We start from the raw sequence: 19240 nt of genomic DNA, 5'->3' as shown, positions 1-19240 counted from the left end.
AATATGAAAAAGATACTTATTTGCTTGTTGTTTCTGGCTACCATGCAATTCAACTGCTCCAAAACCTCCGAAACCACACCCGGCGATTCGACCTGCGGCACCTATAAAAGCGGGCAGCAGCTATACAAAGGGCCCGACGGAGGCTGCTATTATTATAATTCCAACAACAACAAAACCTACGTTGACCGCTCCAACTGTACCTGCAAATAAGCATCCACTTATTTAAACAGTCTTCTCCAAAAACCCCGTTGTTCGCTTATTATTGGTGCCGGTTGATCTACAGCGTTTGCTGAAGGCGCGCCGCAAAGCTCTTTTAACAACAGTTCCAGTGTATACTCGTCCGCGCATAGCACTTCCCGTGCTTTGGCACCTTCGAATGGGCCAACAACGCCCGCAACTTCCAATTGATCGATGATATGCCCTGCCCGGTTATAACCTAGCTTGAGCTTCCGCTGGATAAGCGAGGTGGAACCTTGCTGATGCAAAACAACCAAGCGGGCGGCTTCTTCGAAAAAAGGATCCCGTTCATCTGGATTAAAGGTCCGAGATTGATGTGTCAAACTTTCCAATAGCTGTTCCGGCAGACAAAAAGCGCCTGCGTACACCCTTTGCGCACCGATAAATTCCGTAACCCGTCTTACTTCGGCCGTACTCACATCAGCACCCTGTAATCGGATCAGGTTCGTACCGGTAGCAAACAGCATATCCCCCTGGCCCTTGAGCAGTTCCGCGCCCCCAACATCCAGAACGGTCCGAGAATCAGCCTGCGAGAATACCCGAAAAGCCAGCCTGGAGGTAAAGTTGGCTTTGATGGTACCGGTCAGTACCTTGACAGATGGTCGTTGGGTGGCAATCACCAAATGTAACCCGATTGGCCGGCCAAGCTGCGCCAACCGGTTGATCTGAACTTCAATTTCCTTGCCGGGACCTAAAAGTTCTGCAAACTCATTGATGACGATGACCAGGAAAGGCAGGTAACGATGACCGTCAACTGGAGATAACTCCCGATTGATCAGTTTTTGGTTATAATCTTTGATATGCCGTACGCCGGCGTCCGTCAGCAATGCATAACGCCGATCTAATTCGATACACAAACTGTTCATGGTGCGCAGGGCCTGCGCTGTATCGGTGATCACTGCGTCGGCTTCGCCAGGCAGTACTGCCAAAAAATGCCGTTCGATGCCTCGGAAAAGGCTCAGCTCCGCGCCGCTAATATCGATCAGGACCAATTTTAATTCTGCCGGATGCTTTTTATAGAGCAGTGAAAGCAAGATAGCATGCAGGCAAATCGACTTACCCTGCCCAGTCGCCCCTGCGATCAGCAAATGCGGAAGCTTGGTCAGGTCAGCAATTAAGACCTGATTGTCCATCGTCTTACCCAAAGCCACAGGCAGGTCCATGCTGGTCGAAAAAAACAAATTCGTGCTTAACAGCGAACGCAGGCTAACTTTTGCGGGGCTATGATGCGGTACTTCGATACCAATGGTTCCCCTGCCCGGAATAGGCCCGATCACCCGGGCCTCTGCAGCGAGAGAAAGCGCAAGATCCGCTTCCAGGCTTTTAATCTTCACCACCCGGTTCCCCGGCGCAGGCGTGATTTCGACCAGCGTCAGTGTAGGACCAACAGAGGCACTGATCTGCAATACCTGGATACCGTTGTAGCCTAAGGTTGTTACGATCGCATTTTTTGCTGCATCTAATTGATCAGAATCGACTGGAACCGTTGCAACCATATCGTCCAAAAGATCCAATGTGGGATAGCGGTAGTCATCGTTTTCAGTTTGCATGCATAAAGCTACGCATAGCGATCAAATCACCGCTTACGGCATCCCGTAAAAAAACACAAACAAGCAGCATTAGATTTGATTAATCCAAATATTAAAACCATGGCAAATTTTACTAAAAGCGACCTGGCATACACAGGCTATAAAGAAACCGCTTATCCCTCCGATGATCCGCATGTAACCGGTAAACCTGACAGTACCTTACTGAACAAAAGTGAAACTTATGAAATAGTTCCTTTTATTAACAGATACATGGCCGAACATAACTGGAAGGAGAAATCAATCTTCTTGGGAATTGAAAAATTCTTGCAGACCAGCGAGCATAAGCACAAAAGTCACCAATTCTGGCGGGAAGAACTGGATAAAAACTTCAAACTTAACGCCTAAGCCAATGGACTTTAAAGATCAAATACTTCAACTCGCCGCGCGCGTCGAAAAACTACTGCCGCAGCTTAAAACCGAAGAAGCGACCAAGAACGCGCTCATCATGCCCTTTATTCAGGACCTCGGCTACGATGTGTTTAATCCTTTCGAAGTTAACCCGGAGTTCATCGCCGATATCGGTATCAAAAAAGGTGAAAAAGTCGACTATGCCATCATGAAAGAAGGTGAACCGGCCATTTTGGTAGAATGCAAACATCACCTGGAAAACCTGGACCCGCACAACTCCCAATTATTCCGCTATTTTCATACGACCAAAGCTAAATTCGCCCTGCTGACCAATGGTCTTTGTTACCGGTTCTACACCGACCTCGTTGAAAAGAATAAAATGGACAGCACGCCCTTTTTTGAATTCGTCATCACAGAGATCAAGGAAACCGAGATCGCCGAGCTCAAAAAATTCCACAAGTCCTATTTTGACGTCGACAGTATCACCAATACAGCTAGCGAGCTCAAATACCTCAACGAACTCAAAACTTTGCTAACCCGCGAACTTGCCAACCCATCGGATCAGTTCGTCTCCTTCTTTACCCGGCAAATCTATTCCGGTGTACTGACCGCCAAAGTCAAAGAACAGTTCGAACCGATCATCAAACGCTCTTTCAACCTGCTCATTACCGACGCGATCAATGAACGCCTCAAATCCGCTCTTAAACAAGAAAAACAGCTTGAAGTCGCCGAAGCGGGCAAAATCGAAGAAAACATTAATGCAGAGCCTGCAACCAAGATCGTTACCACCGAAGACGAACTCGAAGCTTTTTACATCATCAAATCCCTGCTGCGCCAAACCGTAGATGTTAAAAGGATCGGTTACCGCGATACTCAGTCCTATTTCGTCATACTGCTCGACGACAACAACCGCAAAACCGTCTGCCGCCTCTACCTCGGTGGTTCAAAAGACCATCTCTGCATTCTTGATGACCACAAAAAAGAAGTCCGTTACGAGCTTGCCTCCCTGGATGACATCTATAAATACTCGGACGTACTGTTGACAGCCTTGTCGCGTCTCGAAAAACTAAAAGTTGTACCAATAGAATAAACTATCAAAATAAATATGGAACAAATCAAAGCAATCAAACCGGGTCCAAAACCAAAGACCAAAGAGGGAGACGACGACAGAAGAAGACGTGTCGACCCACCAACCGCGCCCAAACACCCTGACCTGAAACCGCATATTCACAAACCGGGTGAAAAGCGCTAAACAATTATTCACTTAAATTTAAATCAATTTAATCATGTCAGCAGCTTATGTAGAACACAGGCCTCATGCTTCCAGCGAACATGCAGTGACCTCCCATTATGTAGTCATCGTCGATGAAGCCGAAGTCGGCCGTAATTTTTCCACCCAGGCAGACGCAAAAAAGTACGCCTGCGATAAAGGTTACCGCCCAGTGCATGTCGCCAGGCAACGTCACTTACAGGACCGGAAAAATCCGGCGCATTGGAGACAAGACCCCTGTTAAAAGGCAGGTTTGACCGACAGGTCATTCCTGTCGGTTATTTGGTTAAAATTATATTATAAAATATGTAATTTAGCTATTCAACCGATTATCACCAATTGCCATGTCACAACCTGACGAAAAAATGCAGACCATCGTCGCTATCCTCGACCGATTGCGACCTTACGCGCCCATATTGGGCAGCTATGTCAAAAGCGTCTACACGCATGAATTCGATTACTCCGTCAAACTCTCCAACGGCCTGATCCGCCTGCCCGAAGAACTCATCGACGACTATGAAAAAGCGCCGCAGACGATCACCAAAACTCGCTTTCAACAAGCCGCGACGCGTTTTACGCCCAACGCGGTACCAACTGACGAAGCCTAAACGCAGCTTTTCCAAAAGATGGCGCACTATCGTTCTCGTGGCCTTCATCGTCATTATCGGTATTATTTGGTTCCGCAACCAGCAACAGCAGGAGACTCAACGGGAACAACAGCAGATATTAACCGCCGCGCGTAATAATATTTACAGTCAAGTCAAAGTAGAGGGCAGTAACTACATGGTCAACCGCCTGTTTGGCGGCATCACCGACCTTCGCGTCACCGTTACTAATAACTCTGATTACCTTGTTGATATCGTAAAAGTCAAAGTCAGCTATATTAAAGCAGACGGCGGCCTTTACAAAGACGAGGTGCTCTACTTCAGCAAACTTGCACCACATTCCGTTCAAACGCAAGACGCGCCCCACAGCGACCGGGGCATAAAAGTCCAAATCAATCAAGAATCACTGAGCTGCGCCGCCTTACAGCTTAATTAATGATACTCCTGAATTGATTCAGTTAATTAAGTGTATACAATACATATTATAGATCTTAATTAGTGATATTTTAACCCGCAATACTTCCCGCCACGCACCGGTCCTTACCATAACGGTTCATATAATCACGGGTAAATTTCGTTTCGATCAGCAAAGAGGCATTTTGAATGACTTCTAGTACTTTTATTGGATGGTATTTTCTCGTCCATACCGCACGGGTACCAGCGAAATGCTGGCTGATCCTTTTTTTCAAATTGTCGGTGATACCCACATAAAAATGAGCATTTTTCAACAACAAAACATAGACACACAGTCGGCCGGTCAGTGGCTGCTCGGCTAACATACGTCTTAGGTCCCGGGTGTCGCCCTGCCGTTCACACTCTGAACACGCAAAATAATTGGATGCGGGAAATATTCACATGGAATTTTCACTGGTCTCATGGAAAGGACAAGCACAAATAAAATCCTGACCGGCCCCTGATCAACTTGGCATATGGCCTTATTTAGGCTTGGATACTCATTTCAACTCATTTTAAAATGCTCTCGCCCGACGGCCATTAAACCATCACACACCACATTTAGCGCGGCGCAGGCAGCACGTAGTTCGACCAGGTACCTGCCTTCGGCATTACTGAATGCCAGCCAGCCATCCCGGCCAAGCAGGACGCGAGCAGCAGCTGCTTCGGTCGCCAGTTGCGTGATCCAGGCGATATCCGGCAGAACGCTGCCTGCCTCACTGAAAGCCAGCAGTTCTTTACGGGAAGAAATCAGCAGCAGGATATATTGCAGCTGGCTTTGGTTATCCAGCAACGTTCTCAGGTATTCGTAGCGATCCTGTTCAGTCCGGAGTACATGGCCCGGTCGCAGACGCCGGGTAAATTCCGCAGCTGCCAGCAGTATAGTAGCTTTGGCCGGTCCGATACCCTTGAAACGGCAAAGCTCGTCCATGTCCATCGCCACGATATCCCGCAACTCATGCTCCGCCAGCATCTGGTTACACAATGCCAATAAGGGGAGCTTGCTAATGGCTCAGTTCAAACCCGACGCCGTATTTATCTGTAAAAGGAAGTCTGCTCACGCCTATCATCATGAATGCAGAGACCTAAAAACTACATCTACACCATTGTCAAAATGCCCAAAGTACGAGCCGTTAAAATTGGATATCGGCCCCGCGAGGCGTGTTATCGGTAGTAGCAATCACTAACTTAAGACCGGAGCCTGCGTAACTGATGATCATACATTTTATCGCCGAACAATTTTACGCCACGGTAAAAGAGGCGTGGAAATATGGAAAACCTTTCAGGTTTACGCACATTCCCACACCATAACAACAAGCCATATTTGTTTTTTTCTTTTTTTAAGGCTCGTAGATTTAAATCATTAATATTGGTGTATGATGCTACCAGTTGTTGCAGGTATAATTTATAACGGGGACGATATTCTCATTGCGAAGAGAGCTCATCATAAGTCCCAGGCAGGCTTGTGGGAATTTCCTGGAGGCAAAATCGAAGTGGGAGAAACACCAGAACAGTGTTTGGTGAGGGAGTTAAGGGAGGAACTAGGTATTGAAGTCAAAGTCAATCATTTTATCATGGAAAACGTTCATCATTACAAGGAAATTTCGATCCGATTACAAGCTTTCCACTGCTACTACCTGAACGGACAGATCGAGTTAAATGTGCATGATGAAATCCAATGGGTGAAGCGTGAACAATTAAAGGATTTCATTTTTGCGCCAGCGGATATTCCCTTTATTATTTATCTTCAGTTATCATGACGACTTATACTTTCGGTGATTTACCTGCACTTTCAGAGGGAGATGCGTTCAATAATCGAAAAGCACTAACTGTAGCAGGAATACATAAGGTATTAATGGGAGGCATCGATGGTAACCCTCGGCAGGGAGCCGCTTCTATTGTGCTCAACGGTGGTTATTTGGATGATTTTGATCTTGGTGATGAAATCATTTATACTGGTCATGGTGGTAATGATCCCAATACCGGGCGGCAAATTAAAGATCAGAGCTGGGAAAGTCCTGGTAACAAGGCCTTGCTTGTTAGTGAAATGCACGGCTTACCTGTGCGGGTCACCAGGGGTTATAAGCATCGTTCTCCATTTAGCCCGAAAATAGGTTTTGTTTATGCAGGGCTTTATTCGGTTACCGAACACTTTGAAGAAAAAGGAAAAGACGGATTTTTAATTTGTCGTTTCCGATTACAAAAAATCAATCGGGACACGAACATTGCCCCCACTCATTCAGTATTACCATCGGGTAATCTCGAATCTAAACGGCAAGCGACAACTGTCTTACGCATTGTTCGTGATACTAAACTTTCCAGGGAACTCAAAGAGCTTTATAATTATACTTGTCAAATATGCGGCATATGTATTAGTGTCAAAGGAATTGGCTATGCAGAAGCCGCACATATCAAACCTTTGGGCAAGCCGCACAACGGTCAAGACACACCGGATAATTTGTTATGCTTATGCCCTAATCACCATGTGATGTTTGATAAAGGTGTCTTGAGTATTAGTCAGGATTTTGAAGTTCTGGGAGCCGAGGCAGGCCTGGTCCAGTTGCATCCTTCCCATATTTTAGATCAGGAGAATTTAAATTATCACAGAACCCATATATTTATAAATCACTAAAATTGATACGCAACTGTTGTTCATGTAATCAAAGTGCATTATGCTTTCTTGCATTGTGTGCCATCGAATTTTTTGACTAAAAGACACAAACATTTATCTCACGTCGCACAATTATCTATTTTTTTAATATTAAAAACTATGAAATAGCAAAAGTCATTCTTAAGAAAGAATCCATCAAAGTCAGCCGGCAAGCAAACCCTTGCCAACTTACCTGGTTGCCCGAGCTCCCAATAAAAAATTATTGAAAGTGCGGTTGTAAAACATTGTCAAAATCATATCTTATCTTGAATATCATTATATTTGATAAAACCTTATAATAATCTACAATGAAATACTTCAGTTTAATCTTATTAGCTTTGATATCAACATGCTTGCAGGTAAAAGCTCAAAAACTGCCAAATAAGCAAGAAATGTCAGCTTGGGCACCATCATCAATTAAAATTGATGGTAAAACGTCGGAGTGGGACGGAAAATTTCAGGCTTATAATAATGCAACAGGCTTATTTTACACTATCAGTAACGATAGTAAGAATCTATATCTCACAGCCAAAGTCACCGACCCTGATATTATCAAGTATAAAATAATAGCAGGAGGTTTGACTCTGGTGATTCAAAACACGGATAATAAAAACGAAAAAGAAACTGTAAGTATCAGTTATCCTATATTTGAAGGTGCTATAAGACCGAATTTTAATTTGAAGGGTCAGGGGAATATCCCTCCAATTACTGACCCTGAAAAATTTAATGACTCGATTATGGTTGTTAACAATTCTAAATTTACCGCCATTGCTAAAACGATTAAGGTAATTGGTATCGATGGGATCGACAGTCTCGCCTCCATCTATAATGACTATCAAATTAAAACTGTTGGCTTGTTTGATAGTAAGAAAGAATTTATATACGAGTTATCAATACCACTTGATCGCCTTAAATTAACATCGACAACATTTTTTTATCACGTGCTACTAAACGGCGGTCCATCACATTACATCGGACAGGTTCCTGCCATATCCAATGCGCGTGCGCCCAACGGTGCTGCTATGCCACAGGAAAAAATTGATGAAATTAACACGAGGTTGGCTAGTAGTTTTCTGACCAGATATGCGACTACAGATTTTTGGGGACAGTATACTTTGGCGAAACACCCTTAAACAGATTCATCGAAGTCGTTGCTGGTTTGTATCCTAAAGCATGCCGGCTGTAACCGTATAGCATGGATACAAAGATGAACAGTAAGGCAAGCCATCATTTAAACATCTCTGCAAATTTATCAAAATACGTTTTTTGTTTTAAGATCAATTCAGTTGTCCCTGACATCTTGAAAGTTTTAAAAGGTGGCGCGTTCACTTTTTGCCTTTCAGAAGAAACCACGCAAGTTATTGTTGCAGCCTTTCTATCATTTTTAAAGATCTGGATAATTTTGCCTCTTAAGATGCCATACTCTTTGTAACGAGCAGTATCATATTTTAGATTTAGCGGCAAGTTACTGGATATTTTATTTGCGAGATCACTAGGTATTCTAATTTCTGCGTACAATGTTTCAGATTGACCGGGTACGGTGAAGGTTTGAAACTGAGCTACTAAATACGAGGGATAATAAAATAATTTTAAAGCAAAAACGATAATAATAAAGATAAAGAAATAAATCGTTATACCCCATCGAACAACCCAATGTGTTTTTTTACTTAACAATGAGCTTATAGACCCTGGATTTTTCATTCCCAATTCCACTTTAAAACTTAGCCTAAATTTGATTTTTGACGAGAGCGTAGTAATTTTTTTCTAAATCAATTAATTCATTGTGACTACCCTGCTCTATCACATTTCCATTTTTTAAAACTACAATATTATCCGCGTCTCGAACGGTACTCATTCTATGCGCTACGATTATTACTGTTCGTCCCTTAAAAAACTCTTTTAGATTTTCCATTATTATTGACTCGTTATTTGAATCCAGTGCGTTTGTTGCTTCATCAAAAAAGATAAACTCCGGATCTTTATAAACTGCCCTGGCGATGAGAATTCTTTGCCGCTGGCCCTGACTTATCCCCGATCCTTCAGCACCGATAATTGTTTTAACGCCCAACGGGAGCTGATCAACAAATTCGTTTAAGTTTGCCATGGACAATGCTTTAATCATCTTATTATTATCTATTTCATTCTCGCCTAAAGCAATATTTCTTTCGATTGAAGTTGAAAAGATAAATCCATCCTGTAAGACAACGCCACATTTTGCGCGCCATGATGTTAAATTGATTGCGTTGATATCATAGTCACCTACATAAACTTCTCCATCATTCGCCTTATAATATCTCAAAAGTAATTTAATTAAAGTGGTTTTCCCACTCCCACTCATGCCAACTATGGCAGTCGTTTTGCCTTGTGGGATTTTCAAGTTGATATTTTTTAACACAAAACTGTTTTGACCGCCACCATATTTAAAACTAAGATTCTTAATAACCACGTCATTTCGGGCCGGTACAGATAAGCTGAGTTTCTTAAATGGAACTTCATCTTCAAGAGCTCGTATTTCGCTCATCCTTTCCAAACTAATTTTTGCATCTTGAAACGTTTGCAAAAACCCAAAAATTTGTTCGACAGGATTACTCAATTGTGCCACCATGTATTGTATCGCAATCATAGCACCTAACGTCATATTGCCGCTGATAACCGCGGACGCGCTAAAGTAAATAATCAAAATATCTTTACCTTGGCTTAGCAATGTAACACCAGCTTGTTGCCACTGATTAAGTTTTAACGATTTTGTTTCTACATTAAATAACGAAAGCTGAATTTTTTCCCATTCATGCCGTTGTTGTTGTTCGCAGTTGTTCAATTTAATTTCCTGAATCCCATTCAATAATTGAATAACAGCACTTTGATTTCTGGCCGATAATGAAAATCCTTCAATATTTAGCCTGCGGCGCGGTTTTAAAAATAGTATCACCCACAAAAAGTATATAATATTGATCACCATGATGATCAAAAAAATCTTTTTATTGTAGAAGTAAAGTGTAACAGAGTAAAATAGAATGGTAAAAATCGCGAAGAAGGTATTTAGCGCAGATCCAGTCAAAAAGCTTTGGATTTTTTTTTGATCGTTCATTCGCTGGATGATGTCTCCAATGTGTTTAGCGTCAAAAAAGCTCATTGGTAGATCCATCAGTTTAATCAAAAAATCGCGCAAAATGGACAAATTAACTCTTGTACTGATTTGAAGTAGCACCCAGGATCGGATAAAACCAATAACAACTCTGCTAATAATCAAAAAAAGTTGTCCAGCCAGAATTAATTCTACAAAATCTAAATTGTGTTGATGAATACCAATGTCTACTACGGATTTGGTCAGGAATGGTACCGCCAGCATCAGAACATTCCCTAGCACCAATCCTAAAATTAGTTGCAGAACAAGCTGTTTATACGATGAAAAATATTTGAAAATGTTTAACCACGATCCCGACTGCGATCGAGATGGGGATTTTTTGAAATTATCGGACGGATAAAGTTCCAATACGAACCCTTCGTCGCTTTTTGCATTTGCTGACCAATAATGGTTGATATGGTGATAATCTAAGCAGAGTCGGCCCTTAGCCGGGTCAGCGATGTAATACCTGTTTTTTTTTATTTTATACAATACTGAATAGTGCTTAGAATTTGTATATAATACACATGGTAAATTGACATCTGCTAAATCAGAAATTTTTAGTTTAAAACCTTCCGCAATGAAATCTAACTTTTCAGCGGCATTTTTCAAATCTAACATTGTAGTTCCTCCCTTTGTTGTTTCACACAGGGCCTGGATTTTGATGTTCGAAAGTTTTAATCCATAAAAGTAGGATACCATTCTTAGGCATGCCGGTCCACAGTCTTTTAAATCGTGCTGATAAAATAGTTTAAACATTTATAGAAAATCCATATTAAATTAACGTTTTAAAATAAAACAGGCCCGGAAGGGCCCGTTTTATTTAGAAACCGCAGGCCTCGGAACAAGCGTCTCCGCAAGCACCGATGCAATCATAGGCAGGTGAGCCGTCTGGCAATTCACCAGGATCACATTCATCTATGCATCCGTTCCAACATTGGTTAAAACATCCGTAATCACCCGTTCCTCCTTCAATTTGTCTTAATTGATCGCGAGTAAGGCTTTCAAAATTAGAATTTTTCATATTTCTATAGATTTAAGGTGGCCATTTTCGTAGGTCATACAACGGCATATATTATCAAAGTGCATGCTCCTTTACTTGTGTGCACAAAGTATTTTATTTATATAAAAGGTATTTTAAATCTTTGAATTGATAAATTCTTGGGAGTCGAACTTGATTCAAAAAAACAGTTGGCGTCCCAGAAATTTTGTTTGTTTTACACCATTTTTGTTGTTCCTCGATTTTCAGTAAATCATCTTTTATATATTCCGTCGGATATCGTTCTTTCCAATCTTCAACAGATTGGTTCGTATTCGAAAACCATGATGTTAAAGCCTCATAGACATTTTCAGATTGATCACGGGCCATGGCAACGAGATGTCTGACAACCTTAAATTTTAGACTTTGATTTTCAATATCTGCGTAGAATATCAATTGAATTTTTAAGTTTTTATTCCATCGCAGCCATTGTTCGAATTCGAGGTGAACTTCTTTACAAGGGGCACAAACAGGACTCGTTACAATTGTTAAACAGGTTTGGCTACTCTTATCTCCAATAATTACGCCGATATCACTGAAATTCATGGTTGAATCGTTGTAGAAAATATTCTCAAACGAGTCTCTGTGAAGCTTGATTTTATTGTGATTTTTAATTGATTCTCTATAGAATTTTACCTTTTGAAAAAAGGGTTTTAACGACAACCAGAGAAGAGCCGGTAAACAAAAAATCAATAAAGGTTTGCAAGAAAGAGTAAAAACCGGTGAGACAACCGCTATAAAAAATACAACCTCAAGTGTAAAGATGCCGACAAGCAAACAACATACTAAACACCAACTACGCTTTATAAAACCTTGAATCAAAACTGAGTAAAACAAAAATGGAACGCTAAGAATGGATAGTGCTTCCAACAGACTTATGTACTGTGACATCGCCATGTCGCTCAAAAGGACCAATAGGGAGCCGCTAAAGAAAAAAAATGCTAACTCGCTTAAAGAGAGCCAATTGGTGAGTTGTGCATACTTTGATTCTATCGTGGTCTTGCAGTCATGCTGGACATTTAGCTTGCAAAGTTTATCTAAAAATCCCTCTGTCACGCGAAACGGTTTCAAAACAAGTTCCAACGTTACTAAAAAGCCCATCAGGGTGATTATCAGTAAAGTAAAATAATTAACATTGAAATTTTTGTATGAATAAGTTATCGCTAAGGACAAACCCGAAATCACCAGCAAAATCTGAGCGGCCTTGAATGCCCAGTTGAATTGCTTTACAACCGGCTCCGCCTTGGGTTCAGAGATACTATCTTGGCCAAGAATTGAAATTACGACCCCGATAAAAATATCTGTAAATTTACTTATGGGCATATTTCTTTGTTTATTCCGAAAAGAAAAATAAACGGTGTTATTGGAAATGCTGGAAATCACAATAAATTTTTGATCATAATTTTTAGTTTGTGCAATTAACGGAAACTTGCATTCAACCAACGATTCTGAGGGCACCCTCAATGCTTCGTTCAGAATTCCAATGCCTGTTAATACATCAGAGACGGATAAGAGACTTGGCGCCTCGGGATGCTTTTGAAACTCCCCAATAAGAAACTGAAAATCTTCATCCACTCCAATTAGGCGTAGAGTCTCTTTAACTACATGCGAAACGTCCTTATAATCGGTAGCCATCGTTAAAATAAAAAATATAAACGAATTTAATTACGAATAATATTTCAGCAATTTCTAAGCTATTGGCTTTAGAAAAATTTCATTGGAAATAATTGTTTTACGAGAGGTATTCCTCGATGACTGCGTGCAAAACATCAGTTGAAGTTGAAAGGAAGGGTATTTCGGTAGGTTGGTCATAATCAGATGTGTTAGGGTTCAGTAATATCCAAAAATAGTATTATTTCAATTATTTACAATAGGTTAAGATTTATTTTTTTTATTTTTATAGGTTTTGATATTAACTCCGCGACATCTATTTGATAATGGGAATTTCGCTTGAGGATGTTAGCGGTGATAATTATATGCGACCGCAAATTGGTTCTCAGCTGACTTGAGTTTTCCAACAATGCGGACATAAAATATAATGGCCGCGGAATGATATAAGACAAGACAATACATTCTACCAACGTTAGGGTGTTAACATCTTTGTCGAAATAGAACGCTGCACCTTCTTTTATTCCAAAAACATTTGGCGCAAACGGTATAATGTTCATGTAAATCTCAAGTATTCGCATTTTGCTTATTAACAAATCGTTTTCAATATAATTTGCTACAATGAGCTCATCGACTTTTCTGGAAAGTTTGCGGTCGTTAGTCAAAAAAATATTTTTGACCACCTGCATGGTGATTGTGCTGCCGCCCTTTTTTACTGCCCTCTTGAAAAGATTGTAAAGTATTGCCTTTCCGATCGCATTGCGATTAATACCTCGATGTTCAAAAAATGATTTATCCTCGCTAAGGATGACCACGTCTCTAAGTATTTGCGGAACGGATTCGATCGGGGTGAAATTCTTGCTGGACTTTGAGAGAAAAGAATGTTTTTTCTTACCATCCGGTAAATCTAATATATAGCCGAAGTCATTTTGAATCTTACAGATTTCCGGAATAACAATTCGATTGAATTTCCCATCGAACGAAAAGTCGAAAAGTACTTGATTGATATTATTAAAATCGAAAACAAATTTGCCGTTAAAACCCACGCTGATATCTGAAAACATTTTTTTATAATATGCTTTGAAAACTAAATCATCGATGACTTCGATAAAATCGTAAATAACAAACTTATCTCCTTTAAAATCCATCGTTATAAGTCCGGAACTATAATATTGTATATCAAGATGGAATGTCCACTTACTATAATTCATTATATAAATATTACACTCCAAATGATTTCTTTCGCTATCTAGGGTTGCAGCGAAGCCAAAAGCATCAATTCTGAAATCCTTATTGAGCGCATCGCGGGTTATGAGATTTTTCGCTGTGAATTTTGCTGTGCAAACACTTGTTGATGAAGGTGTGGTAAAGTCGTTAAGGTCGATGGTTAGTTCACAAACCCGTAAATTGCGGTTAATCAGGAATTTTCCCAGAAATGAATTCGATATGGTTATTGACGGATTTTTCGCGAGGAAGCATGAAACATAAGAGAACGTTATGCTGAAATTGCCAGGACAAAATTTGGCACTACTGCAGGCCAATTGCATCATCTCATTTTTAAAAACCATTTTTTCGATGAAAAGCTTTTGCTGCCACACTTTGGCGGACACCTTCTTTTTCGCGGTTTTTAACTGTTTAAAAGTGGTGGTAATATTGTCAAATGATAAAGTTGTAAAAATGTCGTTTTGCGACGAAGAAGAAAAGGAATAGGCTAAAGCCTTTGCAATTAGTTTTTTAAAGTTATTGATCGCCGCTCCTTTATTGGGAATAAAAAGTAAATAAGCTATTTGTCCGAGCGTAAAGTCACTTCTATAAAATGACAGTCTCGAATTTTTGAAGAAAAACGTAGCCCGTTTAATCCTGACCTCGCCGTGAAAATTGAGTTTTACCGAATGGATGTAAACATGGATGTTGAATCGCTTCTTTAGGAGATGATTTAATTTCCTCTCCGACCAAATTGTAGTTTTCGCCCTTCGGAACTTACTAATGAATAGGGCTGAAATAATAAGATAAAAGATATGGAGCAGATCTTTTAAATAGGATAACTTCGACATAAATTGAAATCAGGCAGTGAATGAGTAGGCCGAACGTATCATTTCAAATCTTTCTGAGGATCTTTTAAAAGATTGCTCCGCAAAGTACTGGTGATTGGCATCCAGGGACGTTGGTGAGGCTTTCATAGATTTAATCGTCGAAATAAAAGGAAACACAATGCACGACTGCAAATCGGTAACAGTAATGGCTTCTGCCAAGTCCCTGAAATCGTTTTTACTGGCCAGAATCTTAGAAAAAGCACTTTTAAGGACAATTAAAAATTGGGAAGACGAAAAGGAATTCACCCAATACAATTCGTCACTTATGGGGATGATGTGATGGTTGCTATAAAAATCTCCTCCTGAAATGATATCGATATTTTTCGTAAAAGCTTGTTTGATGGTTCTTTTGAGATATTCTTTGTCATAATCCGTAGTAAACTGATGATTTAGATTGGATATAATAATAACATCCTCTGTTTTTGATTCGGCTATAATCAATTGTATTTTTTTCCAGTCAGACATTTTTGGTCTTATTGAATCTATCTTTGATGGTCTGTAATCAAGGCCATTTTCGCGCATCATTTCTCTATACGATTCTTGATTTGCCTCGCAATCATTCAAAACATAGATAGGGATATTGGGCCAATTTAACGGCTCTTGCCATCGGCGGGAAATGTTCGTTAAGGTCTTTGAAGTATTTGACAAGAAGTCTATAGTTGCAGCACTTTGACGAAATAGCATAGTGACCTTTCCGGGCGTTGCGTTTCGTTGCGTGATATCTGAATACCCAAATTCTTTCTGCACAGAAATATACGGAAAGATCAAGAATTTATTTTTCGATAGCTTTGATAAGACAATATCTGCAGAATCTTTTTCCCTGAAATTATAATTTTTGATGCTTGGAAAGATCTGTTTAAAAAATATACAAAAATTAAGGCCGTGAAACTTTTCTATCCAGAAAAGGTTAGCATCCAATTCGATAGCCGTTGTCAAATAGCTTACCCCGCCAAGCAGCAAATCGCCTTTTCTTATTTTTGCAACTTCGATGAAAGAGAAGATATCGGTTTTTTCATACATTTCAGTGAAAATGTGATCGTCTTCACAAAACAAAAAATACTCCAAATTACGCTTTATGGCGATATCAACGATTTGAACCAGCGTGTTCCATAAACCTAAGCTACCGTTTGGATTTTGTTGCCCCTCAACAACGTGGATATTGAATGCTGGCTTGAAATTAAATTCTTTCAGGATATTTAATTTTCGGTCTTTTCTTGATGGAAGGTTTACGATAAATGTTTCTATCCGCTCTTTCATAATCTATTCTGTCTTCATAAGATTCCAGGGGTATGTCAAATCACTTATTGTTAAATCGCTCACAACTGAAATGTGTATATGGTCGGTATATGGGCTTGCACCTTTATATTCCCGCCACATCAGTTGTTGCATTTCTTTATCATCACCATAACTTAAAATCTTATTGTTCCAGATCGCATATTTTAAGCGTTGGTCCATGCTTTTTTCTAGTGCATTTGCAATTTCGTTACAGTCGCAACCATTCAGCGGGTCATGCGTTATATCGAGGGCGGTAACAACTCCGCGATTGGTGACCAGATCGAATGCCCAAGGGTTATGGTCTGATTCTGTTCGCTCATGATTGCTGTCGCCGATCATTCCATCCGAACTAAGATTCCGATGAGGTGCGGCACCGTTGATTTCCGAATAAAGTATTAAAATGCTTTTAGCCAGTCTCCATTTTTTACCTGATTGCATGGTTCTCATTTTTAAAAGTGTTTTCCAATTGAAGGATAAGTTTGCAGCATGTACTTGATTTTTTTATGTAAAGCACATCGTCAGACCAGATGATATTACATTTTCCCCACTTAATGGCACTTACCACGTCAGGAAAAAAACCTTTACCGTTCATGTTAGCGCTGGTATTACATAATAAAGGAATTCCTGATATCTCGTGAAAAGCTGAGAGTAGTTGGAAGAGTAGCCTATTTTGATGCTCGTTGACAGTTTGGACGCGAGCGGTGCCATCAAGGTGCAGGACGGCGGGTATAAGGTGTTTTTTTTCTTCCCTCACGACGTGGTCAAACAGCATTAGAGGGTCACTGCTCCCTGGGGTAAAATAAGTTTCGGCAAATTCTTCAAGACAAATAGGCGCTACAGGCCTATAAGGTTCCCTTAACTTGATAGTATTTAATTTTGCCTTCATTTCCGCTGTAACGGGAGAGGCCAGAATGCTTCTGTTGCCTAATGCCCTGGGGCCAAGTTCCGCTCTTCCGTTTAGAAACACCACTGGTTGGTTAGTCAAGTACATAACATTAGCCAAGAAACTCATAGAACATGAAATTTGATTCCATTTATTGTCAAGCACAACATTTTTTTCTAAGTCTCGGCCACTATATGTATCCCATTGTAGGTTAAGTCTGTTTTCAAGAAGTACCATTTCACAACATGCTGTACCAAGCGCGCTGCCACTGTCATTGGGGAAGGGAGGTATCCAAATTTCTGTAAATAAATTACTGGACCTTATTGCGCTGTTCCATTTGATGTTGAGTGCACACCCACCGGCGTAACATAAATTCTTGGTGAATTGAGGATAGCACTCAATCAAACTGGTTAGCTCGGTTACAGTTGTGTGGGATAAAAACTCATGATAAGTCGCTAATATGTTTTCGGGATTCAAAATGTGTTTACTCGCTTCAAAAGCCAAAGCTTGAAATTCCTTGGAGAAACGTCGACAGTCATTATCGAATCTTGAATGATACTGTTTTTTCAAGTGCAAGTAGATTTTTTTAAAGTTCTCCAATAAAATATGGTCGACTACGCCAGAGCCGATGTAGGCCATCAATTTTCCGGGTACCGCCATGTCATACAAATCATATTTGGAGAAGGGCGGAAATTTATTTGCGAACTCCGCATAACAGGCACCGTAGAAATAATGAATCCAGCCCAGAGCCAGGAATTTATTGACCGAGGCGTCAAAATAGTAAAGTTGAGCACCTATGGCGCCGTCCCAAACCATGATAAATGCGCTCTGTTGTTGTTTCGCAAAGCTACTTGTACAGTAACTTCCGACTATGTGACTACTAATGTGTTGATAGGAGTTGTAATTTAAAAAAAGGCAGTTTTCTATTTCATAATTCTGGCGGTCTAGAACGGATTTTCCACCCGTGATAGGATCGTAGCCGTTTAGTTTGAATTTGATGATTTTTTGATTGAAAAACTGCAGATGTTCGTAGCCGTCGTTCCACCCGTCAATAGCGAAACTATCCACCTCATCTACAGTATAACCATACTCATTTAATAACAATTCAATAATGTGAAATTTTCGGGAAAAGGTGCAATATCTTGGATTGTTATCTAACTTTTCCAATTCAATGGAAAATATTAATTTGCCATTGTCTATAAGTGCAACGCCAGCATCGTGCGTTAATTTAAGGCCACAAATAATCATAAGAAATTACCTTTAATCGGAAAACTAATTGATTGATTTAAATGCTTATTATATATTAATTTTTTAACAACGTATAATTAACCAATCATTTCGTTGTTCTTGGCAATATCTTAAGCGGGTCCTTTAATTCGCATGATCGCTTACTGTGTTGATCAAAAACCCATGGAAGATCAGAAACAGTTTAGTCATTGTCATTGCAAATCTTTGATCAATAGGCTACATGGCAAATAAATCACATCCCTAGCACCGTACAATTATTGAAATAATATCTGAATCTTCGCGCCATGCCAATACGTCACTAAATAGCGATAGAGGCTTGATTTTGAGGAAAGTAAATTGTCATAGATAAGCATAGGTTAAACTTTCGTTATTTCAAATATTGAGAATTAATTTGAAAAACACAAGTTATAAAAAGGAATCTTCACTAAGATCATTATTTGATAATTTGAGTAGCAGGTATGATAGTAGGGTGTAATGATTGGAACAGTATTCCGTTCTATATCTCAATCTTTTAAAGTAAGTTCCTGCCGCTTCAATTTTGTTTTTTATGTTTACCTCTAACGGTGAAAGTATAAACCAACCGCCGTCTGGTTTAAGGCCCCCTGCGTGGTAACTGACTGTCTAATAAAATTGCTCATTGTTTTTATTATATACCTATCGTAGTTAAATACACGGCAAGCTTAATTTATACTTGTCTTATTATACTTGTCTTATTCTAATATAAATTAAATCAGTAATAAATTATTCAACATGAACTGCGGATATATTCGCATCAGCACAGACAAACAGACAACCGAAAATCAATAGTTTGAAATTCA

The 19240-nt window shown here is 40.0% G+C and carries 17 protein-coding genes and 1 pseudogene; 8 read left to right on the top strand and 10 right to left on the bottom strand.

What is annotated here, in order from left to right; translation table 11 throughout:
* The first annotated feature begins 3 nt into the window (after positions 1-3).
* Positions 4-210, top strand: coding sequence for a hypothetical protein (locus ACFGVR_RS14915; RefSeq protein ID WP_448698111.1), 207 nt, complete (start codon positions 4-6; stop codon positions 208-210).
* 8 nt (positions 211-218) lie between these two features.
* Here the strand turns inward: ACFGVR_RS14915 and ACFGVR_RS14910 are convergent.
* A pseudogene (locus ACFGVR_RS14910) lies at positions 219-1766 on the bottom strand (DNA translocase FtsK); the annotation flags it as partial.
* Positions 1767-1886: 120 nt separating this feature from the next.
* Here ACFGVR_RS14910 and ACFGVR_RS14905 point away from each other — a divergent pair.
* The 4 genes from ACFGVR_RS14905 to ACFGVR_RS14890 all read left to right on the top strand — a co-directional run bounded on the left by ACFGVR_RS14905 (position 1887) and on the right by ACFGVR_RS14890 (position 4485).
* Positions 1887-2171 (top strand): hypothetical protein, encoded by a 285-nt coding sequence (locus ACFGVR_RS14905; protein ID WP_448698110.1) that lies wholly within the window; start codon positions 1887-1889, stop codon positions 2169-2171.
* A 4-nt stretch (positions 2172-2175) separates the two neighbouring features.
* On the top strand, positions 2176-3264 hold the full coding sequence (locus ACFGVR_RS14900; RefSeq protein ID WP_448698109.1) for a type I restriction endonuclease: 1089 nt from the start codon (positions 2176-2178) through the stop codon (positions 3262-3264).
* 524 nt (positions 3265-3788) lie between these two features.
* Positions 3789-4052 carry a hypothetical protein gene (locus tag ACFGVR_RS14895; protein WP_448698108.1) on the top strand — a complete coding sequence of 88 codons (264 nt, stop codon included), beginning with the start codon at positions 3789-3791 and terminating at the stop codon, positions 4050-4052.
* 37 nt (positions 4053-4089) lie between these two features.
* Entirely contained in the window at positions 4090-4485 is a 396-nt protein-coding gene (locus ACFGVR_RS14890; RefSeq protein ID WP_448698107.1) for a hypothetical protein, read from the top strand.
* 70 nt (positions 4486-4555) lie between these two features.
* On the opposite strand, the gene ACFGVR_RS14885 is transcribed toward ACFGVR_RS14890, so the two are convergent.
* Together ACFGVR_RS14885 and ACFGVR_RS14880 are read right to left on the bottom strand one after the other, a co-directional pair.
* The gene (locus tag ACFGVR_RS14885) at positions 4556-4828 is read right to left on the bottom strand and encodes a GIY-YIG nuclease family protein (protein ID WP_448698106.1); all 273 of its coding nucleotides are present in this window, start codon (positions 4826-4828) and stop codon (positions 4556-4558) included.
* Between the two features lie 179 nt (positions 4829-5007).
* Entirely contained in the window at positions 5008-5475 is a 468-nt protein-coding gene (locus ACFGVR_RS14880; protein ID WP_448698105.1) for a hypothetical protein, read from the bottom strand.
* Positions 5476-5878: 403 nt separating this feature from the next.
* Between ACFGVR_RS14880 and ACFGVR_RS14875 the strand changes: the two genes are divergently transcribed.
* From ACFGVR_RS14875 to ACFGVR_RS14865, 3 genes are all read left to right on the top strand, one after another.
* Positions 5879-6262: a (deoxy)nucleoside triphosphate pyrophosphohydrolase gene (locus ACFGVR_RS14875; RefSeq protein WP_448698104.1), complete on the top strand. Its 384-nt coding sequence runs from the start codon at positions 5879-5881 to the stop codon at positions 6260-6262.
* Positions 6259-7134: a YDG/SRA domain-containing protein gene (locus ACFGVR_RS14870; protein WP_448698103.1), complete on the top strand. Its 876-nt coding sequence runs from the start codon at positions 6259-6261 to the stop codon at positions 7132-7134. Before ACFGVR_RS14875 ends, ACFGVR_RS14870 begins: the two co-directional genes overlap by 4 nt.
* A 326-nt stretch (positions 7135-7460) precedes the next feature.
* Positions 7461-8285, top strand: coding sequence for a hypothetical protein (locus ACFGVR_RS14865; RefSeq protein ID WP_448698102.1), 825 nt, complete (start codon positions 7461-7463; stop codon positions 8283-8285).
* Between the two features lie 94 nt (positions 8286-8379).
* Here the strand turns inward: ACFGVR_RS14865 and ACFGVR_RS14860 are convergent, their stop codons facing one another.
* The 7 genes from ACFGVR_RS14860 to ACFGVR_RS14830 form a co-directional block, all read right to left on the bottom strand.
* Complete coding sequence (locus tag ACFGVR_RS14860) at positions 8380-8853, bottom strand: hypothetical protein (RefSeq protein ID WP_448698101.1); 474 nt, start codon at positions 8851-8853, stop codon at positions 8380-8382.
* 25 nt (positions 8854-8878) lie between these two features.
* On the bottom strand, positions 8879-11035 hold the full coding sequence (locus ACFGVR_RS14855; RefSeq protein WP_448698100.1) for a peptidase domain-containing ABC transporter: 2157 nt from the start codon (positions 11033-11035) through the stop codon (positions 8879-8881).
* 358 nt (positions 11036-11393) lie between these two features.
* Positions 11394-12950 carry a vitamin K epoxide reductase family protein gene (locus ACFGVR_RS14850; protein WP_448698099.1) on the bottom strand — a complete coding sequence of 519 codons (1557 nt, stop codon included), beginning with the start codon at positions 12948-12950 and terminating at the stop codon, positions 11394-11396.
* 230 nt (positions 12951-13180) lie between these two features.
* Positions 13181-14977, bottom strand: coding sequence for a biosynthetic peptidoglycan transglycosylase (locus ACFGVR_RS14845; RefSeq protein WP_448698098.1), 1797 nt, complete (start codon positions 14975-14977; stop codon positions 13181-13183).
* A 9-nt stretch (positions 14978-14986) separates the two neighbouring features.
* Entirely contained in the window at positions 14987-16273 is a 1287-nt protein-coding gene (locus tag ACFGVR_RS14840) for a hypothetical protein (protein ID WP_448698097.1), read from the bottom strand.
* A 3-nt stretch (positions 16274-16276) separates the two neighbouring features.
* A complete protein-coding gene (locus ACFGVR_RS14835; protein WP_448698096.1) occupies positions 16277-16738 on the bottom strand; it encodes a hypothetical protein in 462 nt (153 codons plus the stop codon).
* A complete protein-coding gene (locus tag ACFGVR_RS14830) occupies positions 16716-18422 on the bottom strand; it encodes a carbamoyltransferase N-terminal domain-containing protein (RefSeq protein ID WP_448698095.1) in 1707 nt (568 codons plus the stop codon). Before ACFGVR_RS14830 ends, ACFGVR_RS14835 begins: the two co-directional genes overlap by 23 nt.
* Positions 18423-19240: the final 818 nt, after the last annotated feature.

It is taken from the genome of Mucilaginibacter aureus (assembly GCF_053514885.1).
This window is presented reverse-complemented; position numbering and strand designations above follow the sequence as displayed.